At 57.7% G+C, this 22,355-nt stretch carries 22 protein-coding genes and 2 tRNA genes; 13 read left to right on the plus strand and 11 right to left on the minus strand.

The annotated features are described in order from the left end of the window. Positions 1-41 precede the first annotated feature (41 nt). Complete coding sequence (locus MCUTH_RS00905; RefSeq protein ID WP_083524702.1) at positions 42-857, minus strand: radical SAM protein; 816 nt, start codon at positions 855-857, stop codon at positions 42-44. A 411-nt stretch (positions 858-1,268) separates the two neighbouring features. Here MCUTH_RS00905 and MCUTH_RS00910 point away from each other — a divergent pair, with 411 nt between their 5' ends. The 6 genes from MCUTH_RS00910 (at position 1,269) to MCUTH_RS00935 (ending at position 6,350) form a co-directional block, all read left to right on the plus strand. Continuing rightward, positions 1,269-2,000, plus strand: coding sequence for a sugar phosphate isomerase/epimerase family protein (locus tag MCUTH_RS00910; RefSeq protein WP_066954143.1), 732 nt, complete (start codon positions 1,269-1,271; stop codon positions 1,998-2,000). A gap of 88 nt (positions 2,001-2,088) precedes the next feature. Then, positions 2,089-2,161: transfer RNA gene (locus MCUTH_RS00915), tRNA-Thr, on the plus strand. Between the two features lie 300 nt (positions 2,162-2,461). Then, a complete protein-coding gene (locus tag MCUTH_RS00920) occupies positions 2,462-2,899 on the plus strand; it encodes an FKBP-type peptidyl-prolyl cis-trans isomerase (protein ID WP_066954146.1) in 438 nt (145 codons plus the stop codon). 157 nt (positions 2,900-3,056) lie between these two features. Then, positions 3,057-4,739, plus strand: coding sequence for a bifunctional metallophosphatase/5'-nucleotidase (locus tag MCUTH_RS00925; protein ID WP_066954149.1), 1,683 nt, complete (start codon positions 3,057-3,059; stop codon positions 4,737-4,739). A gap of 136 nt (positions 4,740-4,875) precedes the next feature. Continuing rightward, positions 4,876-5,544 (plus strand): flavodoxin family protein, encoded by a 669-nt coding sequence (locus tag MCUTH_RS00930; RefSeq protein WP_066954152.1) that lies wholly within the window; start codon positions 4,876-4,878, stop codon positions 5,542-5,544. A gap of 491 nt (positions 5,545-6,035) precedes the next feature. Then, positions 6,036-6,350, plus strand: coding sequence for a ferritin family protein (locus MCUTH_RS00935; protein WP_066954155.1), 315 nt, complete (start codon positions 6,036-6,038; stop codon positions 6,348-6,350). Positions 6,351-6,404: 54 nt separating this feature from the next. Here MCUTH_RS00935 and MCUTH_RS00940 read toward each other — a convergent pair whose 3' ends face one another. Both MCUTH_RS00940 and MCUTH_RS00945 read right to left on the minus strand, forming a co-directional pair. Continuing rightward, positions 6,405-7,109 carry a hypothetical protein gene (locus tag MCUTH_RS00940; RefSeq protein WP_066954158.1) on the minus strand — a complete coding sequence of 235 codons (705 nt, stop codon included), beginning with the start codon at positions 7,107-7,109 and terminating at the stop codon, positions 6,405-6,407. A 15-nt stretch (positions 7,110-7,124) separates the two neighbouring features. Then, positions 7,125-8,636, minus strand: coding sequence for a DUF1538 domain-containing protein (locus tag MCUTH_RS00945; protein WP_066954680.1), 1,512 nt, complete (start codon positions 8,634-8,636; stop codon positions 7,125-7,127). A 451-nt stretch (positions 8,637-9,087) separates the two neighbouring features. Between MCUTH_RS00945 and MCUTH_RS00950 the strand changes: the two genes are divergently transcribed. After that, positions 9,088-9,693, plus strand: a complete 606-nt coding sequence (locus tag MCUTH_RS00950; protein WP_066954161.1) for a DUF2179 domain-containing protein — start codon at positions 9,088-9,090, stop codon at positions 9,691-9,693. Here the strand turns inward: MCUTH_RS00950 and MCUTH_RS00955 are convergent. Continuing rightward, on the minus strand, positions 9,674-10,828 hold the full coding sequence (locus MCUTH_RS00955; protein ID WP_066954164.1) for a PQQ-dependent sugar dehydrogenase: 1,155 nt from the start codon (positions 10,826-10,828) through the stop codon (positions 9,674-9,676). The two genes, MCUTH_RS00950 and MCUTH_RS00955, sit on opposite strands and share 20 nt — an antisense overlap. Before the next feature lie 157 nt (positions 10,829-10,985). On the opposite strand from MCUTH_RS00955, the gene hxlB reads away from it, so the two are divergent. Genes hxlB through MCUTH_RS00970 form a run of 3 tightly spaced genes read left to right on the plus strand, consistent with a single transcriptional unit; the run spans position 10,986 to position 13,745 of the window. Continuing rightward, positions 10,986-11,585: a 6-phospho-3-hexuloisomerase gene (gene hxlB / locus MCUTH_RS00960; RefSeq protein ID WP_066954683.1), complete on the plus strand. Its 600-nt coding sequence runs from the start codon at positions 10,986-10,988 to the stop codon at positions 11,583-11,585. 9 nt (positions 11,586-11,594) lie between these two features. Then, the gene (locus MCUTH_RS00965) at positions 11,595-12,701 is read left to right on the plus strand and encodes a pyridoxal phosphate-dependent aminotransferase (RefSeq protein ID WP_083524703.1); all 1,107 of its coding nucleotides are present in this window, start codon (positions 11,595-11,597) and stop codon (positions 12,699-12,701) included. Between the two features lie 6 nt (positions 12,702-12,707). Continuing rightward, positions 12,708-13,745: a M42 family metallopeptidase gene (locus tag MCUTH_RS00970; protein ID WP_066954167.1), complete on the plus strand. Its 1,038-nt coding sequence runs from the start codon at positions 12,708-12,710 to the stop codon at positions 13,743-13,745. 267 nt (positions 13,746-14,012) lie between these two features. Here MCUTH_RS00970 and MCUTH_RS00975 read toward each other — a convergent pair whose 3' ends face one another. Continuing rightward, a complete protein-coding gene (locus MCUTH_RS00975) occupies positions 14,013-14,240 on the minus strand; it encodes a ferredoxin (RefSeq protein WP_066954172.1) in 228 nt (75 codons plus the stop codon). A gap of 126 nt (positions 14,241-14,366) precedes the next feature. Between MCUTH_RS00975 and MCUTH_RS00980 the strand changes: the two genes are divergently transcribed. Beyond that, positions 14,367-14,696 carry a DMT family transporter gene (locus tag MCUTH_RS00980; RefSeq protein ID WP_066954175.1) on the plus strand — a complete coding sequence of 110 codons (330 nt, stop codon included), beginning with the start codon at positions 14,367-14,369 and terminating at the stop codon, positions 14,694-14,696. A 298-nt stretch (positions 14,697-14,994) separates the two neighbouring features. Here the strand turns inward: MCUTH_RS00980 and MCUTH_RS00985 are convergent. Further along, positions 14,995-15,066: transfer RNA gene (locus MCUTH_RS00985), tRNA-Arg, on the minus strand. Positions 15,067-15,222: 156 nt separating this feature from the next. Beyond that, positions 15,223-15,894: a hypothetical protein gene (locus MCUTH_RS00990; protein ID WP_224732754.1), complete on the minus strand. Its 672-nt coding sequence runs from the start codon at positions 15,892-15,894 to the stop codon at positions 15,223-15,225. A 231-nt stretch (positions 15,895-16,125) separates the two neighbouring features. On the opposite strand from MCUTH_RS00990, the gene MCUTH_RS00995 reads away from it, so the two are divergent. Together MCUTH_RS00995 and MCUTH_RS01000 are read left to right on the plus strand one after the other, a co-directional pair. Beyond that, on the plus strand, positions 16,126-17,658 hold the full coding sequence (locus MCUTH_RS00995) for a glycosyltransferase family 39 protein (protein ID WP_066954178.1): 1,533 nt from the start codon (positions 16,126-16,128) through the stop codon (positions 17,656-17,658). A 42-nt stretch (positions 17,659-17,700) separates the two neighbouring features. Further along, the gene (locus tag MCUTH_RS01000) at positions 17,701-18,789 is read left to right on the plus strand and encodes a glycosyltransferase (protein ID WP_394328759.1); all 1,089 of its coding nucleotides are present in this window, start codon (positions 17,701-17,703) and stop codon (positions 18,787-18,789) included. Positions 18,790-18,870: 81 nt separating this feature from the next. Here MCUTH_RS01000 and MCUTH_RS01005 read toward each other — a convergent pair whose 3' ends face one another. The 4 genes from MCUTH_RS01005 to MCUTH_RS01020 form a co-directional block, all read right to left on the minus strand. Beyond that, positions 18,871-20,040: a M20 family metallopeptidase gene (locus MCUTH_RS01005; RefSeq protein ID WP_066954184.1), complete on the minus strand. Its 1,170-nt coding sequence runs from the start codon at positions 20,038-20,040 to the stop codon at positions 18,871-18,873. A 12-nt stretch (positions 20,041-20,052) separates the two neighbouring features. Then, a complete protein-coding gene (locus MCUTH_RS01010; RefSeq protein WP_066954188.1) occupies positions 20,053-20,562 on the minus strand; it encodes a hypothetical protein in 510 nt (169 codons plus the stop codon). A 187-nt stretch (positions 20,563-20,749) separates the two neighbouring features. Continuing rightward, on the minus strand, positions 20,750-21,628 hold the full coding sequence (gene moaA / locus MCUTH_RS01015) for a GTP 3',8-cyclase MoaA (RefSeq protein ID WP_066954191.1): 879 nt from the start codon (positions 21,626-21,628) through the stop codon (positions 20,750-20,752). Then, positions 21,606-22,217 carry an RlmE family RNA methyltransferase gene (locus tag MCUTH_RS01020; RefSeq protein WP_066954194.1) on the minus strand — a complete coding sequence of 204 codons (612 nt, stop codon included), beginning with the start codon at positions 22,215-22,217 and terminating at the stop codon, positions 21,606-21,608. The genes moaA and MCUTH_RS01020 overlap by 23 nt, the downstream gene beginning before the upstream one ends. Positions 22,218-22,355 lie beyond the last annotated feature (138 nt).

Here is a 22,355-nt window from a genome sequence, read left to right on the forward strand (position 1 = left end):
CCGATAGAGCATATTGGTGCCGGTGGTGACACCGGGAGGATTCACGCAGCCCGATAGAAGGTCCCTTTCCCTTCCCGCACGGGCTCGACCAAACCTTCCCCGGTATCTATGGCATCTCTCGACGACGCCCGGCCGGGAGACGCCGCATCGATCACCTCTCCGCCAAGCATCGACGCGATCTGCTCAAGTTTTCCAGGGTTTGCCGGCCTGACCCAGATCTCGGTGCCCGGCCTATCAAGGGTGTTGATCTGGACGCGGTCGGGGTTGATCGCCGCGACGGCGTCCTTGAGAAGCCGGAGTTCCTCTGGGGTGTCGTTGAGGCCCGGGACAATGAAGACCTCAAGCCAGATCTGACCGGTGAACTCCCGGGCAAATGCCGTAATCCCTGCAAGCACCCGTTCTGCGGTGATGCCCGGGCATGGCCGGTTGATCTCTTCAAAGACCTCTTTTGAGACCGCATCAAGCGACGGTACCACGAGGTCTGCCCGCATGAGGGCAGCCCGGACCTCCGGATCAGGAAGGAGCATGCTCCCCGTCAGCACCGCGACCTGGTAATGGGGGTAGTTGTCTTTGATGAAGGCAATAATCCTCTCGATGCCGGTATGGAGCGTCGGCTCCCCCGAGCCGGCAAACGTGACATAGTCAAGATCCGGTGCCGTCGCGAGAAAATCATCGAGTTCCGCAATGACCTGGTCGGCTGGGACGTATTCGCGCCGCTCGCAGGTGAGGTTGAGCGTCCGCCCGCACTCACAGTAGATGCAGTCGTAGGCGCAAGTCTTCTGCGGCATCAGGTCGACCCCGAGCGAGGTACCCAGGCGTCGGGAGAGAACCGGGCCGAAAAGGTGGTGATATCCCATATCCGGGGTATAGTCTAGCGTGAGGAGGTATGAGGATTCCCTTTGCGGCACTAAAGTGGTCGATGGAAGTGAGGCCGCCCGGTTGATGCCGCTCGGGCGGTCAGGAATACCGGCCCGATTGCTGACAGAAAAGACCCGGTAGACAATCGCGTCGATAAACTCATCGTACGCCTGCGCGGTCGAGGATTGTTACGATACTGCCAGAGAGGCGAAGCTCTCGTCGATGGCTTCGGCATTGGATTCGATGTAGGAAATGATCTAGCCTTTGATCTCTCAGGTAGATTCGAGACAAGAACTTCTGAAGCCATCAGCCATAGTTTATCGGTACAGAGTGCCGAAAGTGCCTCATGACACGACGCGCGAAGGTGCTTATTCCGAATGTATATAATGTTTCGGCCGGGAACATTCTGTATGTTCGGTGTCTCCACCTACTGCCTTCACCAGGAGCCGCTCGCAGTAGCACTCGAAAGACTTTCTCCGATAACCGACTGCGTGGAGGTGATGGACGAAGGGCTGCACCACCTCGAGAGCGTAGAGCCGCTGGAGAGTTACTCGTACCTCTACTTCATCCACGCGCCGGCCCGAGGGATCAACATTGCAAGCATCCATGAGCCCATCCGGCGGGCGAGCATCGAGGTCCTGACGCAGACATTCACTCTCGCTGCGGAAGTCGGGGCAGACGTGGTAATCCACCCGGGCTATTACGCGTGGATCCAGGAGCGGGATCATGCACTGGGGATGTTCAAGCAATCGCTCAAAGAGCTGACGGCGGCAGCCGAAGACCTCTCAGTGACGTTCTTTGTGGAGAATATGGGCAACTGGGAATATTTCTTCCTGCGCTCCTGCGAGGATCTGCCGCTCATCGATGGGATCGGGTTTGCGCTCGACGTCGGCCACGCCAACTTGAACGGGTGCCTGGACTGCTTCCTCGCACACCCTACGGCGCACTACCACCTGCACGACAACAATGGCGATGATGACACGCACTCTCCTATAGGGACCGGGACGATCGACTTTGTGGCTGTGATGGAGGCCGTGCAGAGGAACAACGTCATCCCCATTATTGAGGTGGAGACCCTTGATGGAGTGACCGCCAGCATCACCGCACTGGAAGCGATCGATCCTGCGGTGTCGGGTACATAGTTCTGTTCTGACCCGGTACCTCCACCTTTCACCCTGGATCGGCCGTAACCTTTTATAAGGAAAAACTCCAACATAATTGGTGCTTCGTGCCTCGGTGGCTCAGTCGGTAGAGCGCGTCCTTGGTAAGGACGAGGTCGCGGGTTCGATTCCCGCCCGAGGCTTGGGAGCCCGAGTTCTTAATCTCTTCTCGAAAATTAATCCGTAGCGTCAGCACTTCAGTGCTGGATGGCGCGATCCCTCCTGAGTTCATCAGAAATGCGGCACGGTGCTGGGTTTGTAACTCCTCAGATGCAGAGTATATAGAGGGGTTCGAAGAGTGCAGGGCGATCTTCTCTTCGATCCCGGCGGGCCGCCATCACGATCGATCTTGACCATGCCGTACCGGACGCTTATGTCGGCCCCCAACTCCTGTGCATATCGCGAGCATTAAGGCACTCTCCCGACAAACCAATCTGGCACTGATGGCACCTGTACAAGACGGCGACACCCTCCTCCTGCACTTCACCAGCACACGTCCCGACGGCGAGATATTCGAGGACTCCCGGTCGGGCGAGCCGATTCGGGTAACCCTTGGAGCAAAGCAGATCAATCCCCTCTTTGAAGAGGCATTGATTGGAAGAGAGCCCGGCGAGACGGTGACGGTGGTGCTGCCCCCGGAGAAGGCATATGGGAAGTTTCATAGAAAACTCGTCGTCACGGTAAAGCGAAAGAAACTGAACCTCGACCACGAGCCGGTCCCCGGCGAATTCCTCAAACTCGAGGTCATGGGCAGACCCTGCCTGGTGACCGTCGTCGACGTGGACGAAAAATCGATCACCGTCGACGCCAACCACCCACTTGCAGGTGAGACGATCACCTACACGATCACGGTCGTGGCGATCCTCCCCCGGGAGGGTTGAGCCCTCGAGAGACCGCAAGCCCCGTCCGGTGAATGCGGGCGATGCCCCGCCGCGCCCGCCGGACGTTACGTCAAAGAGTCGTATAAACACTGTATTTTTGGTTTTCAACCGGGTCTGCTCCAGCGGGTATTTATCCGGTCCATAAAAACCTCTTCTCATGAGAATAGGCTCATCCGGAGACGGGGGATCGCCTTGGGCACAGGCGATCATCGGTTTACTTCTGCTGCTGGTCGTCGTGTCTATCCCCATTGCACTCTCAGGCCCCTTCTCCCCGGGTCCCGAACCGGTGCACGTCAAGTTCCTCGCGGTCAACGACTTCCACGGACAGTTCCCCGACGGGCAGAAACTCGACGGCGAACCTGCCGGGAGCGCGCCGGTGCTTGCGTCATACCTCAAAGGCGCGATGGCGGATGCCGATGATGCGACCACGTTCATCGTGTTCCCCGGAGACGTCGTCGGCGCGTCGCCGCCGGAGTCTGGGCTGCTGCTGGACGAACCCACGCTCCTCTTCTTCAACAGTTTTGCGGACGACTGCTCGAAGATGGTCGCAACCTTTGGGAACCACGAGTTCGACCGGGGCGTCGACGAACTGTTGCGGATTGTCCACGGCGGGAACGGTACGACGACAGTCACCCGCCTTGTGGACCCTTACCCGGGCGCGGTAGCGGAGTATGTCTGCTCGAACGTGGTCTGGAGGGAGAACGGCACCCTCCTTGCGGCACCCTACACGATCCTGGATGCAGGAGGTGCAAAGATCGCGTTCATCGGTGCCACCACAACAAAGACTCCCTCGATCCAGCGCCCGGTCTACGTCGAAGACCTCGTCTTTCAAGACGAGACCGAGTCGATCAACCGCTACGTCCCGGAGATCCAGCAACAGGGGGTGCATGCGGTCGTCGTCCTCCTCCACGAGGGCGGCGAGCAAGACCCCTACGACGGTCCTACCAGGGATGGGGGCAACGTGACGGGCAGGGTTGCCGAGATCGTCGCCGGCCTTGACCCTGACGTGGATCTCGTCCTCTCGGGCCACACCCACAAATTCACCAACGCCTACCTGGAGAATGCCGGCGGAAACCCGGTGCTGGTGACGCAGGCATACAGTTACGGCAGGGCGTTTGCCGACGTCGACCTCGTCATCGATCCCCTCACCGGGGAGGTCTCCCATGCATCGGCAGAGATCGTCCCGGCATACAAAGCCCGTGTCACCCCCGATCCGGAGGCCGTGTCGCTACTCCGGATGAGCGAAGAGGCCGTCGGGCCGCTGACGAACCGGGTCGTCGTGGTTGCTTCGGCGGAGATCACGCGGCTGGAGACCGACGCCGGCGAATCCGCGCTCGGCAACCTCGTCGCCGACAGCCAGCGGGCGGCTATGGGCGCCGATATCGCGTTCATCACCACCGGTTCGCTCCGGGCCGATATAGAAGAGGGCAACGTCACATGGGGAGACCTTTATGCAGTCCAACCCTTCTCTTCGACCGTCCTATCAATGACCCTGACGGGCGAACAGGTCCTCGAGGCGCTGGAACGGCAGTGGGAGACCCCGCTGCCGCCCCACAACCTCGCCGTCTCCGGGCTGTCGTATGCTTTCGATGAAAGCAAGCCCGTCGGCAGCAGGGTCACCGAGGTCCGGGTGGACGGCGTCGTGCTCGACCCGAACGCAGAATACACAGTCGCGATGGTCGATTTCCTCGCGACCGGCGGCGATGGATATACCATCTTTACGGAAGGGAAGAATGTGGTCTATGGCCCGCTCGATCGCGATGCACTGGTCGCCTACATGGAATCTCTCCCGGGGCCGGTGGATGTGAAGGTGGAAGGAAGGATTACAAAGGTCGCGTGAATTTGCGGTCTCTCCGTTTTTTCAGCCGAATGGCTGTATGAGTAACTACCTGGGTCCGGGGCTCGACGCTGCTCTCCCGGCAGCAACCTTCATAATCCAGCACGAGCGATAGGCGCCGCTGTCCGGAGTTGTTGTCATGAAGATACTTGGTATCAATGGGAGTCCCCGGGGCGAAAGGAGCGCCACGTTGCGGCTCATCGCCGCGGTCCTCGAAGGTGCAAAGGAGGAAGGGGCAGAGATCGATCTCGTAAACATCATTGACCTCGATATCAAATTCCGGAACGCCTGCAGCGCCTGTTTCCAGGAGGGCAGGTGCGTCGAGGATGACGATTTTCCGGGGCTGTACGAGAAGATCAAGGGTGCCGATGGGCTTGTGCTCGGGTCTCCTGTGTATATCGACCAGATCACCGGCCAGATGAAGCTGCTCATCGATCGCATGGCCGATGGAATCCAGTGCCAGGTGCTCTCGGGGAAGTACGGATGCTCGGTCTCCACCTCAGGCGACCACGCCGAGCAGGAGGTTGTTAAGTACCTGAACCACTTCCTCCAGATGCTCGGTGCGACGCCGATCGGCGGTTTGGGAGTTGCAACCGGGAAGGATCCGGATGCCCTGATCCGGTCGGAAGAGGATGCGCGCAAACTCGGAAAGACGCTTGCCGAGGCAATACGGACCCGGCGGCAGTACCCGGAGATCGCAGCGTTCCACGAGCGGTTCCAGAAGAAATTCGAAGCGGTCATCACCGGCGAAAAACCCGAGTGGCCGGGTGATTACAAGCACTGGGTCGATCAGGTCTGGGTCTGGTAAAACCCGCACTCACCCAGACTCCCGCGCACCCCGGATCAGCCCGGGGAAATTCGGCCGCCGTCCCCAACTCCGTCGTCCCCAGGGGCACCCCGGCCGCGCCGTTCACCGGAGGAGAGAACGCGACCGTCTGGGTACCACTTCGGCGCCGGGCGTGAAGGCGCTCGTGACGGGAATGAGTGGATGGATCCCCTGGTACAAAGAGCATGAGCGTGCCAAGCGTAAGAGGACTATCGTAACGTGCAGAAAATACCGCCGTTCGGTAAACCGACTGCGTTGGTTCTTAGAATTTATCCACGAACCTGCTCTGCATTTATCCATGCCCTTTGTACCGGTCAATGTTTGTGGGATATATGCATCCGCGGTACATCCCGGCGGGTATTCATTGGAATCGGTTGGAACGAAGCAGACCTAATATATTTATAGAATGATAGCGCACGGCCCGGAGCGGAGGGCCGCCTCTGTAGGCCTTCACCGATACTGGAGATCTGACCATGCCTGATTTTACAAACCCCTTTGCCGGGAACCATATGGAGCGCAAACTGGATCGCGGGGAACTTATCCGGACGATCCGGTTCTCGATTGCCGCGGAGTATGAGGCGATCCAGTTCTATGAGCAGATCGCCGAGTCGACCGACGACCCGCTGGTCCAGAAGGTGATGCGGGATATCGCAGACGAGGAGAGAGAGCACGCCGGGGAGTTCCTCCGCCTCCTTCGGGAGATTGAACCTGCCGAGGAAGAGTTCTACCGGCACGGCTACGAGGAGGTCGAGGAGATGATCGAGGAGTTGAAGAAGGGCGGGGCTTGACCGCCCTTTTGTGCCGTATCAGAGAGTTGGGTTGCGAGCAAGCGATTGCACTCTCTACTCAGGGATCCCGGGGGGCACCCCGGCCACGCCGTTCACCGGGAGGGAGAAGACGATGGCTCCGGCGTCGGTGTGCGGTCCTGCCCGGGTGGCGATCGCCTGCATGATGCCGCATTTAAACTCGCTCTTTGTGAGGATAAGGATCAGGTCTTTCTCGGGCAGGATGGGCACTCCAAAGAACGTCTCCATGCTCTCGAAATTGGTGCCGTATGCCGGGATGACGGTTCCTCCTGTAGCGTTCGCACCCTTTGCCGCCTCCATTACTTCAGTTGAGAAACCCTTGTTTACAACCGCAATGACCAGCTCGTGACGGATTATACCCTGTTCCATACCGGATCGCCTCCCCTCTCCCTGCAGTGAGCCTCGCAGGTACTCCACCGTTCTTGCGCCACAAACGCTCCCTACAGGCACCGTAAACGCGATACCGCGACCGGATTGTTCCGGTGTCAGTTCATCGTGCATCTTCTCAAGCAGACTCTTTGACGACTCGGACGGCACCATGCCGATAAGGATCGTCTTCTCTCTCTCGCCCAACCCAAGATATGCCATAATTTTTGAATCAACGGTGCCTTTCCCCCGTGTCAGGAGAGTGCATCTCGCCCTCCCATCTTTAAGGAGGTTCATTACCCTTTCCTCTCGTCCGCGGTCGAAGATGGCAATCATCACCACCAGCGACCCGCCTGCAGACGTCTCGTCGAGCATTTCGGTCCCCGCATCTCACAAGTCGATGATATCTGTATCCTCTCTATCAAAGGATACTGCCTTCGCCATGGCTCTCACCCTTCGCACCTTCATCTTATAGATCAACCCCATAACCTGCACTGTGATCAGCGGCATCATGGCCACCACGGTAATGATCCCGAAAGCTTCGGTCAGCACGCTGCCCCCCATAACCCTTGAGACCCCTGTTGTGAACGGAAGCAGGAATGCCGCCGCCATGGTGCCTGCGGCAATTCCACCGGAATCAAACGCGATCGCGACAAAGATCTGGGGCGCAACGAATGTCAGTGCCAGGGCAACAGCGTAGCCCGGCAACAGGAATAGCCAGATCTCAATCTCCGTTAGGACACGGACCATGACGAGCGCCAGTGCAACTCCTACGCTTACAGAGAGGCTCAGCAGCATGATCCGGCGTGAGATCGCGCCGCTGGTGATCTCATCGATCTGGTTGACGAGAATCTGCACGGCGGGCTCCGCGGCAACAATGAAAAAACCGATGACGGCACCGAGCGGGACCAGGATCCAGTTGTACGGCAGAGACGTGAGAGCATGGCCCAGGTAGATCCCGGCAGGCACAAAACCTATGTTCACCCCGGTCAGAAAGACCGTAAGTCCAAAGAGGATGTAGACGATTCCCACGCCGATCTGGATCAATTGAGTTCTGGAGAGTCTCAGGTGTACCACCTGGTATACGCTGAAGATCACCACGATGGGTAGTAGAATCAGTGAAACTTCCCTGAGGAACTGAATCAATCCTCCGGCATACAGTCTTGCGAGTTCCGCTGTGCTGCTCACTGTGGTGGTGGGTTCATAGGCATAACCGGTTCCGGCGGGGTCAAAGAACAACCCCAGGATCAGGACCGCGAGGATCGGCCCTATCGAACAGATCGCAGTGAGTCCGAAGCTGTCTTCCGACCTCTTCTCCCCACGGACGGCCGAGATGCCGGCACCCATTGCAAGGATAAAGGGCACGGTGATGGGTCCCGTCGTAACCCCGCTTGAATCGAAGGCTACGGCCAGATAGTCCAGTCCAGTGAACGCCGCCAGGAGAAATACCAGAGAATACAGGAGAACAAACGTATAAGACAGCCGGACCCGGAGGAGGATCCGGAAGACGGCGAGAACCAGGAAAATGCCCACACCAAAGGCAACTGTGGCTACAAAGACAGGATCGGGGATGGCGGGGATCTGACGTGTCAGCACCTGCAAGTCGGGCTCTGCGGCTGTGAGGACTGCGCCCAGCACGAAACTGGTGAGGATGATCAGCCAGACATTGCGAGATTCGGTCAATTTGGAACCTATCAGTTCCCCCATCGGCATCACGGCCATATCAGCCCCTTGTGTGAAGGCGCTCATGCCTACGATGAGCAGGACGGCACCTATTGCAAAGAGTATCATTGTTCCTGTGGGCAGAGGAGTCAGGGTTAGGTGGAGCAGAACGACGATGGCGCAGATCGGCAGGACTGAACGCAGTGACTCTTCAAACCTTTTGAGGAGAACGTATCCCATCTCATACACCCTCTCTTCAGCCATCGTGGGTTAACGCGTCAGACTGACCCAAAGTGCCTCTCCTCTCCAGTAACCCGGCATATATACATTGGGCCGTACAGCCCACCATCGGATACCAGCCCTTTTCGGCCATTCTCCGCCTGGAAACGGCCGGATGGGATCCCGGAGCAATCTCTGGGAGCGTGTGGGGCACGATCAGGAAGGCTATGTGATCAAAAGGGGAAGACCTCGCAGGAATCTTACGCAGGAGAACGATGAACAGGTATGCTCTCATTCATAAGGAGGAGTGAGCCAACATACAGTCTCTTTTTGATGGGGATATGCGCGGTCATCAGGTCAATTTCACGAATATTTTACTATAAAATCTCATATAGTAAATTATCAATCGCTGATTGGTGCCCGACAGGTTTTTTAAAGATATCATTATGATATTCGCCATCAACCATAATTTATGCTCAGCATCGTCCCGGAGATCAGCCCGGATACCTTCTCCCTGATTATTATCCCGGTGTTCATCTTCTTTGCACGGATATGCGACGTCACCATCGGGACGATGCGGATCATCTTCGTCTCCCGTGGGATGAAGATGATCGCTCCGATCTTCGGGTTCTTCGAGGTCTTCATCTGGATCATCGCCATCGGCCAGATCTTTCAGAACCTCACAAACCCGCTCAACTACTTTGCTTATGCGGCCGGGTTTGCCACCGGGAACTTCGTTGGGATGCTCGTCGAGGAACGACTGGCAATGGGGCTTGCGATCATCCGGATCATCACCCAGCGTGACGCGACCAATCTCATCGACTATCTCCGGGGCGCTGGATACGGGGTGACCGTTCTCGACGCTCAGGGAAAACAGGGCCCCGGCAAGGTCATCTTCTCGGTGGTCAAGAGGAAGAACATCCGCGACGTGGAGAAGGCTATTCACGAGTTCAACCCAAAAGCGTTCTACTCAATCGAGGACGTCCGGCGGGCTGCGGAGGGGACGTTCCCGGTCGCCGTGCCCGGCCCAACCCCGTTCCACGCTCATTTGGGCAAGGTCATGCGGAAGGGGAAGTGACCCCCGGATAGGTTATCCGATAGATGGCGTTCGCCCGGTCGTCCGAGACCAGGAGCGATCCGTCTCTCGTCACCTCCACATCCACGGGCCGGCCCCACGCCTCCCGGCCCTGGAGCCAGCCCTCGGCAAAGACCTCGTAGGCAGTGGGTGTGTCGTTCTCAAGGGTAACCATCGTCACCCGGTAGCCGATAGGCTCGAGCCGGTTCCAGGAGCCGTGCTCGGCGATGAATATCCGGCCCTGGTACTCTTCCGGGAACTGATCGCCGGTATAGAACCGCATGCCGAGCGCCGCCACGTGCGGACCGAGTTCCTGCTCCGGCGGCGTGAACTCGCTGCACGACCGCCCCGCCCCGAACTCAGGATCGGGGATCGACCGCCCGTGGCAGTAGGGGAACCCGAAATGCATCCCTATCTGTGGCGCACGGTTCAACTCGTCCGGCGGGGTATCGTCGCCGAGCCAGTCCCGGCCATTGTCGGTGAACCACAACTCATTGGTCAGGGGATGCCAGTCAAACCCTACAGTGTTTCGGATGCCCCGGGCGTAGATCTCGAGATCGGTCCCGTCCGGATTCATCCGGAGGGTGGTCCCGAACCGTTCGTCGCCGGGATCGCAGACGTTGCAGGGAACCCCCACCGGGACATAGAGTTTCCCGTCGGGTCCGAACGCGATGAACTTCCACCCGTGCAGCCGGTCGTCCGGAAAGGCATCGCTCACGACCACGGGATCAGGGGGCTTTGTGAGGTCGGCCTCGATGTTGTCGTAGCGCAGGATGCGTCCGATCTCGGCGACATAGAGGGAGCCGTTCTGGAACGCGACGCCGTTAGGGGAGTCGAGACCACTATCTATAACGATCACCTCATCGCCCCTCCCATCGCCGTCACGATCAGGGATCGCATAGACGTTCCCCGCCTCTCGACTCCCGACAAAGAGCGTCCCATTTGGAGACAGAGTCATCGACCGCGCCCCGGTGACGTTTCCGGCGTAGAGATCGATGGCAAACCCCGGCGGGAGGGTGATCGTCTCGAGCGGCAGGCTGCCGGTAGGGCCGCCCGGGGAGACCTGGAGAACCACGGCGATGCCGAGTAGGGCAAGAACAGCAACGGTGGTGAGGATGAGTGCGGTCCGGCGTGACATAGATCAACTCTAGAACTCCGGATGCCGGGAGCGCATATAGGTGTTACTCAGGGGTCGTCGATCAAGTATCGCTCATTGCCATCGCGAACCGCCTCACGTACCGGGCGTTTGAGATATTCTAATGTATCTTCTCGTGAAATGTAACAGAGGAATTGCGATGACAAATCACCCGGTTAAAAACATGATGCGATTGATGGCGACCAAGATCAGGACCATCGCGGACGTAATGTCCGACGATCAGATCGATGCGTTCCTCGATGAGATCCTGAACGCCAACCGCATCTACACCATAGGCGCCGGCCGCTCAGGACTGGTTGCAAAAGCGTTCGCCATGCGTCTTATGCATCTTGGCTTTACTGCCTTCGTTGTCGGGGAGACTGTGACCCCGGCCATGAAGCCGGGAGACATCATCGTTGTCTTCTCCGGTTCCGGGGCGACCAAGACGGTTGCGGATATCTCAGAGACCGCAAAGGAGATCGGTGGGAGGGTCTGCCTCATCACGTCGAAGAAAGATTCGAGGATCGGCCGCATCGCCGACTGCGTCGTCATCATCGAGAGCCAGCGGGACAAGGTGGCCGATGAGTCGGCGGAGTTCGAGATCCGGCAGATGATGGGTGAGCACAAATCGTTCGCACCGCTCGGCACCATCTTCGAGACGACCGCAATGGTCTTTGCAGACGCGATCATCTCGCGGTTGATGGAGATCACCCAGTGCAAGCCAGAAGATCTCCAGTGCCGGCATGCAAACATTGAGTGAGGAGTAGTCGTGAACGAGCACAGGTACGCCGGCCGGGTGCGCGGGGTGGAGATGTCCGGGATCCGGAAACTCTTCGATGCCGGAGGGCCGGACGCGATCAACCTCGGTATCGGACAACCGGACTTCGATACGCCTGAGCATATCAAGATGGCCGCAATCGCCGCCATCAGGGAGGGAAAGACCGGCTACACTCCAAACGCCGGCATCCCTGAACTTCGGGAAGCGATATCCGAGAAGTTTGCCCGGGAGAACGGTCTGGATTACCTGCCGGAGCAGATCCTGGTCACGGCAGGTGGGAGCGAGGCGCTCCACCTCGCGATGGAAGCCCTTGTGGACCCTGGCGACCGTGTTCTCTTCACAGACCCGGGTTTCGTCTCCTATGCCGCGCTTGCGACGTTCGCCGGGGGGAAGCCGGAAGGCGTCCCGCTCGATGCAACCCTGCACATAGACGTCGAACGGGCGAAGGAGCAGATGGACGGGGCGCGGGTCTTCGTTCTGAACTCGCCTGCAAACCCGACGGGGGCCGTCGAAAGCGAGGAGTCGATCCGTGCCCTCGTGGAGTACGCAAACGACCGAAAGGTCACTGTCATCTCCGACGAGGTCTACGAGCACTTCGTCTACGAGAAAAAGCACGTCAGCGCTGCGCGTTTCGGCGAAGACGTCATCACGATCAATGCCGCGAGCAAGACCTACGCCATGACCGGCTGGCGGGTCGGCTACCTTGCGGCGCCCGAGGATTATATCCCCCAGTTCCTCAAGGTGCACCAGTACGCCCAGGCATGTGCAACGTCGATCTCGCAGTATGCCGCGCTCGCCGCCTACACCGGCGACCAGAGCCCCGTTGAGCGGATGCGGGAGGAGTACCGCGCACGGCGAGACCTCCTGTATGCAGGGCTCACCGAACTTGGGTTCGACTTCCCCCGGCCGGAGGGTGCGTTCTACATGTTTGTCCCGATGGGGCGAACCCTTATCCAGAAGGCCGTTGATGCGGGTGTCATTATCGTGCCGGGCGAGGCTTTCGGCTCACGGGCACCCGAATACGCGCGCTTCAGTTACGCAACCTCCCGGGAAAACCTCTCGCGGGCGATTGCACGGCTCAAAAGACTGATGGAGTGAGTTAGAATGGTGAAAGAGTTACTCAAGAAATTATCGGATGCTCACGGCGTCACGAGCAGGGAAGGAAACATCAGAGATATCGTCCGGGCGGAACTTGCAGGAGTGGTCGACGAGTTCCGCGAGGACAAGATGGGCAATCTGATTGCCATAAAGCGCGGCGACGGCTTCTCCATCATGCTCGCCGCTCACATGGACGAGATCGGCCTGATGGTCCAGTACATCGACGAGAAGGGGTTCATCCGGGTCGTTCCTCTCGGCGGATGGTTCGGACCGGTGCTCTACTGTCAGCGGGTGATCCTCCACGGAACGAAAGGGCCGGTCCCGGGAGTCATCGGCGCGAAGCCTCCCCATGTGATGAAGGAAGAGGAGCGCAGGAAAGAGATCAAGATCGAGGATATGTTCATCGATGTGGGTGCGGCGAGCGCAGAGGAGGTGAAGAACCTCGGGATCGAGATCGGCACCCCGATCACCATCGACCGCGAATATAGAGAACTCGCCGGCACCCGCGTCACCGGCAAAGCGCTCGACAACCGTGTCGGTGTCGCCATGCTCATCCGGGCCCTGCAGCAGGCAGACTCGCCCCACACGCTCTACGCCGTCTTCACCGTCCAGGAGGAACTGGGGCTGAAAGGGGCGAAAGTGAGTGCCTACTCCTTAAACCCGGACTGCGCAATCGCAACCGATGTTACCATTCCCGGTGATCACCCCGGGATCGATAAGAAGGATGCGAGCGTCGAGATGGGCAAGGGCCCGGTCCTCGTCCTCGTCAGCGCAAGCGGGCGCGGGCTCATGGCCGACCCGAGGATGACGGCGTGGCTCCGGGAGACCGCGGAGAAGAACAACATTCCCTACCAGCTCGAGGTCGGGACCGGCGGTAACACCGACGCGACGATCATCCACCTCGAGCGGGGCGGCATCCCGAGCATCCCATTCTCGATTCCGGCCCGTTACATCCACTCCCCGGTCGAAGTGGTCGACACCGCCGATATTGAGGCGGGGGTCCGGCTCCTGGTAGAGGCGCTGAAGAGCAAACCGGCGCTCTAAAATACCTTTTTTGGTTCTGTAGTCACAGTAAAAGGTGCGCCCGGGAAGTGGGCATCATAACCCGGATGCGTATCGGTTCACGGGTGCAGTCTATTATTGGGTTTCACAGGCCTTACCGCCTTGACCTGCGAACTGGCTGCATCCCGGTGATTGCACCCTCGGGTTGATCCCTCTCCCAGGCAGATCACCCCCTGGTTCTGAGAGATTATTAATTTTATTCGCTCATAAGAATAACAATTATCTCGCTGTCGTATCACTCAAAAGGTCTCATTCTTCAACAAATATGACCGTGACGGGACACGAGTCGGCAGCCTCCATGGTGCAGTCGGCAAAGTCTTCGGGCACCTCACCTTCTGCAGGATTGCCGTTAACCCGGTACTGCTCCGCAACCTCGGAGAGACTGTCATCTGGGTTCTGCTCAAAGATATCCGGGCAGAGCGTCCAGCAGTTTTCGCAGCTGATGCATCCCGATCTGTCGATGGTAACCTTTACCACGCGTAATACCTCCACGTTGATATAGCACGGAAGGGCGCTCTTCCATGTTAAACATGACGGATGTGTGACGATCCACGTGTTTAGAGAGAAGGTATAACATCCGACTGCTCAAACATAAGAGGGTTCATGCAAAATACGGCTTGGATTACTCTGTTCTTCGCCGGGCTTCTGGAGGCGGGCTGGGCGCTTGGGCTGAAGTATACCGAGGGCTTCACAAAGATCGTGCCGTCGGTGGCAACCCTCGTTCTGATGGGAGGAAGCTTCTATCTCCTCTCGCGGTCGCTTGCCGACCTCCCGATCGGAACAGCGTATGCTGTCTGGACCGGCATCGGGGCGATCGGAACGGTCATCGCGGGGATCGTCCTCTTCGGCGAATCGCGGAGTGTTGTCCGCCTTCTCTGCATCCTGCTGATCGTGTCGGGAATTGTTGGGCTGAAACTCTGTTCGGATGCCTGAATGGGGCGCGGGATCCCGACCCATTACGTTTTATGGTCCTCGATCTCTACTCTCGTTTGCACTTTGGGTGAGAGTACCTGATCCAGCTGGCGTGCTGTTCTGAATCCAATCTCGCTCTGAACTGGTGTCCAGGAGTTTCCCGGACTTTAACAGTCTTGTGGATTATCAGCACAAACTCCAGCCACGTCGTAAAGCCTGCCCTCCCGGTGAGTCGGGAGCGGTATGACGACATGTGAGTGGAGCGCCGGAGAGCAATTCCCGATTGCGATACAAAAGCAAGGAAAACTAAAATCTAAGACGCCCCGGCCGGGATTTGAACCCGGGTCAAAAGCTCCGCAGGCTTCTAGGATATCCACTACCCTACCGGGACACAAGAAAATGTGCCTTGTCCCTAATAACTACGCTGTTCATGTTAAAAAGGATTGCCCACCGGAGGGTGCAAACCCTCCGGGGGAGCTGAAAATTCCTGGAGTTATCGGGATTCTTGTCTGGTAAAAACTGACCCGAGGATGAGGCCCGCGGGGCCTCATACACCTCCCGCGCGCATCACCGTATGCACCTTCACATCGTTTCCGGAGAACTGGATCAGGTAGTTCCCAAACTGACCCACGAAGATCCGCTTGCGGATATCCGCACTGTAGCGTTTTCCAAACCCGTCCTGGGCCACAATCTTGCCGGACTCACGGTCCCTGACCGTCACTTCAAACCACGAATCTTCGCTTGGATAGGTCTGCTTGAAGACCCCTTCACTCTTCTTCCCGTAATCACTTGTACCGTGCTTCTCCCGCGTGATCATCTTCGGTTCCACCTCAAAGTCGATGATGAGCGGGGGTGCGGTCAGGTCAAAGGAGAAGGCTTCCACCGAATGGCTGAGGTTGAACTGCGTCGTCCTGTTGTAGATCGTGACGTAGGGATCCGGGGTCGGCGTTATCTCCGGCGGCCTGCTGAGTGTTGGACCGGCTACACCGCTTGTTACGGTGGGGTATGGAGTTGCCGGGGTCAGGTACCCCGGATCGAAGTCCTGTTCGTCTTGCGTCTCTTCCGGGGCTGAGCCCGAAAAGATGTTGGACCAGCTGGGTTCGCCGCCCGGCGGCGGTTCCGCGCACCCGGCGGACGCGAGAGCTAGGAGCATCACCACGGTTACAAAGAATGTTCTATACACCCAGTTCACCGTAATGGGATTATTTTTATTGGCCATTTATGCTTTTATTCTTGGATTTTTTGAGAAAAATTTTTCACAATAAATATATATTAAGATAGTATGTTATCGCCATAAACCGTCTTGCTGAAACAATTTTGTTGTCTTGACCTCTTGAGAATTCTCTAAAAACTTGTAGGACATTAAGCGCCAATTATAGTGACTCGTGCGTCCCGGGCACTGCTTCCTGGATATCCAGTAATGTATATCTGCGCCAGACATCAACGTTCTATGATAACGATGGGCAGAAAACAGGGAAAAAGAGCAAAGCACGGGGAACAAACATACAACAATGGGGGAGATCTCGATTCGGACACCCCTATACCGACACGCTCAGATTCGCTTACGCTCGACAGAACCGTAGCGTCCATCAAGTATAACCGCTACGTTCAGATCCTTATCGGGCTGACGCTTGTCGGGGCCCTCCTTCGGTTCTATAACCTCGCCGGAAACTCGCTCTGGCTCGATGAAGCCGCGACACTCTCGTTCGCCCGGCAATCGCTCATCGGCATCTGGGAGAGCATTGCTGGCGGGGAGTTCAACCCGCCGCTCTTCTATTGGCTGGAGCACGCGATGCTCGTCTTCGGGGAGAGTGAGTTCGTGCTTCGGTTCCTTCCTGCGCTCTTTGGCGTTCTGACAATCCCGGTCGTCTATTATATTGGAACAGAGTTCCGGGACAAAAACGTCGGGCTCATAGCCGCCGCACTCCTTACGTTTTCGCCCTTCCACATCTTTTACTCACAGGAAGCCCGGGCATACGCCCCGATGCTCTTCTTCTTCTCTCTCGCGCTGCTCTTTTACGTGCGGGCGAGCAGATCCGATGAGGTCCGATCCTGGGTTCTCTTCGGCGTCTTCTCCGCCGTTGCCTTCTGGATGCACTTTTACGCGTTCGTTCCGGTCGCCGTCCTTATCCTCCATGCCCTCATCACCCGTGCGGGCGATATTCGGCGTGATGTCCGGAGCGCGAGAGCACCGGCCCTCGCGCTTACTGCCTTCATCGTCACGACCCTTCCCTTGCTCTTTGTCACGGCCAACCTCTTCCTGGTGAGGACGTCGTCCGCCCCGACCTTCGGTATGCAAGGGTTCGACGTCGTCTACCAGACCTTCCTCCAGATCTCAGGGTTCAGCGACCTCCTCCTCGTGCTGTTTCTCATCCTCTTCCTGCTCGGCGTTGCCTATACCTGGCGTGATGACCGGGACGGAGCACTCCTCCTTGTCTTCATGATGATCCTCCCGATAGTGGGGAGTCTTATCCTCTCTTCGAGGATGCCGATGATCCCGCGCTACCTCATCTACCTCCTTCCGGTGTACTTTGTCGGGATTGCATCTGCATATCCTGGACTCTACGCTCTTGTCAAGGACAGGAGAGCAGTCTATCTGGCTCTCGCGGCGGCTTTTCTCGTCAGCACGCCATTCCTTGCAGCCTACTATACGACACCCCAGAAGAACGACTGGCGGGGTTTTTCCGCAGAACTTGACGAAATGACCAAAGATGGCGATCTCGTCGTTGTGCTGCCGTCTTACATGACGCTTCCGCTCAATTATTACTACAGCAATGCAACAGACGGGACCATCGAACTTGTGGCGACGACCGAGGGGGATCTTGAATTGATCAGGAATCAGTATCCTGGAAAACAGACGTACTATGTGGTAACCGGGGATATCTTCGCCGCAGACCCCACCGGAGATGCGGTGAACTGGCTCCAAGCGAATACAGAGTTTGCCGGGCAGCGCATGGGGATCTACCTCTTCAAGTCGGTCTAAGGAGGGGGGACAACGACCGACACTTACGATCTCACAGTAATCATCCCGACCTTCAATGAAGAGGAGAATATCGCAGCAATCATTGATGCGGTCAACACTGTTCTCACGAAGAACAGCATCCACGGCGAAATCCTGGTCGTGGACGATGACTCGAAGGACCGTACGATCCCGATCGTTCGGGAGATCACCGGCAAAAATAGCAACGTACGGCTGATTGTCCGGAGAGAAGATCACGGTCTCTCTCAGTCAGTCGTCGAGGGGTTCCGAGCGGCTCGATCCGATATCCTGCAGGTTATCGATGCTGATTTTTCGCACCCACCGGAGCTCATTCCCAAGTTCTATGAGGCGATACGAGAGGGGGCAGACATCGCCATAGGAAGTAGGTACATGAAGGGTGGAGATATCGAACAATGGCCGCTCAAACGAAGGATCATATCCCTCGGCGCCACCGCATTTGGCCGTATTCTCTTCCCGGAGGTCACAGATCCCGTAAGCGGGTTCTTTGCCGTGCGGCGGGAGGTCGTTTCCGGTGCTCCCCTTGCGCCACGGGGCTACAAGATCCTGATGGAGATCCTTGGCAAGGGCCGATGGCGCTCGTTTACCGAGATACCGTTCGTCTTCAAAGATCGTGAGGAGGGAGAAAGCAAACTGCGGCTCGGCACGATGATCGACTACCTCGGACAGTGCGCCAGTATCATCCACTTTGCGATGGCACATAGGACTGGGCCGGTCTGGGCTGAGTGGACGAAGGTCCTTCGGTTCGGATTTGTCGGGCTTTCCGGGATTCTGGTCAATATGGGCCTCCTCTACGCTCTGACTGAGATCGCTGGCCTCTATTATCTGGTCTCCGCAGCAATCGCAATCGAACTCTCAATCGTAAACAATTTCATCTGGAATGATGTCTGGACATTTCGTTCAGCAAAAAACCTGAAGTTCAAGCAGAAAATTTCGCGGTTCGGATCGTTCCAGGCGGTATCAATGGGTGGGCTCGCAATCAACATGGTCATTCTCTATCTTCTTGCGGATATTGTCGGGGTCTACTATCTCATCGCGAACCTTGTGGGGATATTCATCGCGTTTGCCTGGAACTATACGATGAATAGGCACAACACGTGGGCAAGAGCATACTGACGCAGCACCCAATGCAATTCCGCTTGGCCTTCATTTTCGATCGGAAAGTAACTTGCGGTTGATGACGGCCAAGACTCCTGGTTACCCTGAGTACCCCCGAATAACCCCCCGGTACACATCCACCGCCATCTCAAGTTGCCTTACGCTGACCCGCTCGTCTACCGCGTGCAGCGTCGGGACTTCTCCCGGCCCGTATTCAACGACAGCAAATCCCTCATCCCGGAGGTACTTTGCGTCGCTTGCCGCCCACTGGAGGAACGGGACCGCCGGCATCCCGTAGACCCGTTCCACCTCCTGACAGACCGCTCGGACAATCCGGGCGTCCAGAGGCGTCAGGGTCGGTTCGGCCACATCCATCTCACGGATTGTCGCGTCCGGTGCGTGTTCGGCGATACCTCTCCGGAGGTCCTCGAGGGAGCACCCCCACGGCACCCGGATGTCGAGATCCATCCGGCACTGCTCCGCCACAATGTTCGCCTTCTCTCCGCCCTCGATGCGCCCAGGGTTGAACATCAACCTGGTGAGGATCTCTTCTCCCCCCTCGATACCGAAGACGTCGCGGAAGACCCGGGCGGACTGGGTGATAAGAGGCTGCAGGTCTTTTCCTGGCGGGAAGGGATGCGCGTGGAGCTCCCGCAGGTAGCCGATGAGATCGAACGCCGCCATAACAGCACTCTTCCCGACGATAGGATAGAGCGAACTGTGTCCCGGTTGGCCGCGGAACGAGAGGTTGATCCGGTAGAGGCCTTTCTGGCCGATCCCCGGGCTGAGTGCCGGAGTTGGTTCGGCGATCAGGCATTCGCGGGGCTTGAGCAGATCCTGTGCAAGCAGCGACCGGATCCCATATTCCCCGCCGGTCTCCTCGTCGCAGACGAAAGCAAGCTGCACCTTTGGGTCTATTCCCTCCTCGATCAGGTCACGGTACGCGGTAAGGAGAGCGGCACACCCGCCTTTCATATCGGTAGCGCCCCGCCCCCAGACGTAGCCGTCGCCAATCTCCCCGCTGTAGGGGTCGTGTCTCCAGTCATCGGGGATGGCAGGGACTACGTCGACGTGGCCGCAGAGGAGGAGCCGGGGATCGGGTTCGGTCGTGACGAGGTTATCACGCCCGCCAGGGTTTGAGACAATCCGGCTCTTCACTCCAAGCGCATCAAGGAACTCCCCGATGAATGCGACGATATCTGCGGTGTTCCCTGGCGGGTTCTCGCTCCTGATCTGGACGAGCGATGAGGTGAGGCGGGCGACATCCATATGCGGGTCTCCTTACGCAGATCTGCTTGCTACATATTCGTCAAAGAGGCGGGCGAGTTTCGAGGTCTTGTAGAGCTGTTTGATAAACTTCGGGTCGAAGAACTCGTCGATGAACATCGAGAGGTACTCAGCCGGGATAGCCTTTTTCTCGTCGGGGTTGAGCACAATGCGGAAACTCCGATACTGAGCAGGGTCCTCACGGTCGTAGATGCCGGACCAGAGGATCGGGAGTTCCTCGAATACGTCCGGGTGCTTTTCTTTGAGCCAGTTGATGAATTCGGGGAAATGCGCCCGCTCACCGACCTTCTCCTCGTCCAGGCGCCACCGCATGTACTCCATGCTCATGATGTTTCGAGGCGACATGTAGTTGTAGGCGAGAACACTGAGGGTGTAATCAATGTGGGCAAGAGCATCAGTGAAGTAGAAGTACAGGACCGGGTGAAACTCGCTGGGATTTTCTAGAATTAACGATTTGTTGTAGAACATCTGCATGACGCGAGCATACTCGTTCATTTCTAGCATACTTCTTCCTATTGGGAAGAATGGTACAAAAAAGTACCCCTCTCATACAGTGGTGGGACCGGCAATCCCGGACAAGGGGGAGGGGTTATCCATTGCCTGTTGGCAGGTTCTGGCCTTGCCCAGGCAAGGCGCATGACCCTGGTTCCGTCTGTCGCTTCAGTTACGGTTCCGCCTATGATGACGGTATTCACGTGAAGAACGGCTTACGCCTGCTCACGGCTTCCCTGAATGCATCTTCAAGTTCTTTGCCGTGCTTGCCTCTGGTATCCACCAGATTGTCGCTTCGCAGAAGACAGGGCTTGAGTTTGCCATCCGACGTCACGCGCAGGCGGTTGCAGAATGCACAGAATTCCGTGTTGTGGAGAGGCCGGACCACCTCAACCTCAGCACCATCGAGGCAGTACTTTTTGCGGTGATGCATCCTGCGGGTGACGACCCGGGTTGCCTTCTCATTGAGTTCCTGCTCGACGCTGTCCACATCGCCGTGGAACTTGCACTCGTTGAACTCCATCAACTCGATGACCTGCAGGATGAGGTCACGCTTGCCGCGGACAAAGGCCATGAAGTCGTCTACCTCATCCTCGTTGATGCCTTCAAGGAGCACCATATTGATCTTGACCGGAGTGAGGCCGACCTCGATCGCCGCATCTATCCCGGCGAGGACATCAGCGAGGCAGTCCTTCCCCGTAATCTGGCGGTAGCGCTCGGGGCGGAGCGTATCGAGACTGACATTCACTCTGGCAAGACCGGCAGATTTGAGTTCAGCCGCCATTTTTGCAAGCAGCGTCCCGTTCGTCGTAAGGGAGGACTCGACGCCCGGCGGCACCGAACGAATGATATCCACGAGATCGCGGCGGAGCAGGGGCTCCCCGCCGGTAAACTTGACACTCTTGACGCCGAACTGTACGCCCACCCGTATCAGTTCGGCGATATCCTCAGCGCTCATCTGCTCCTCCGGGCTCACCTCGCCCTCAGCATGGCAGTAGATGCACCGCAGGTTGCACCGGGAGGTCAGACTGATCCGGAGATTGGTCACGGTTCGGTTATAGGGGTCCTTCAGCACCATCGCATGTTCCCTTGAAGTTCTTCGCAATTATGTAGGTCTCGGCACTCCCTCGCCGCGTCGCCTTCGTTCGATACCCGCGGACAGAGTGGAAGTGCTTCCTTACTTCGGCAATCAATTCCCCGAAGAGCTCGCCCTGGAACGATTTGATCACCATATTTCCGCCAGGCTTTAAGATCGTGCATGCAAACGCTAGGGCCTCCTCACCGAGCCCAATCGCACGGGCCTGGTCGTAACTCTTCTGGCCGGAGAGTTTCGGCGAGGCATCGGAGACCACAACGTTGACGACGCCGTCAGCCTCCTTTCGGATGCGTTCCTGGACAAGTGGGTCGGTGAAGTCTCCGACAATGGTGGTGACCCCTTCGAGTGGAGCAATTGGGTTGAGATCCACGCCGATGACCTTGCCTTTCGTCAGATCGCGGAGTACCTGCAGCCAGCTTCCCGGTGCCGCCCCAAGGTCGACGATGTTATCGTCGGGCCTGATGATCCCGTTGCGCTGCTGGATCTCCAGCAGTTTGTATGCAGCCCGCGCCCGGTATCCGGCCTTCATCGCCTTTCTATAGACGCTATCTTTTGTCCATTGAGAACCCATCGCAAGATCTCCCCCCATTTGGGCTGGCAGGCGGTTGCCTGTACTATCGAAGTAACCAGAAGATTATGTATAATGTATGATTCAGGTCATCATGAAGGCAATGGTTCCATCTGGTTCGCGGAGCGCATAGCAATTGGC

The organism is Methanoculleus thermophilus (genome assembly GCF_001571405.1).
GTDB classification, from domain to species: Archaea; Halobacteriota; Methanomicrobia; order Methanomicrobiales; family Methanoculleaceae; genus Methanoculleus; species Methanoculleus thermophilus.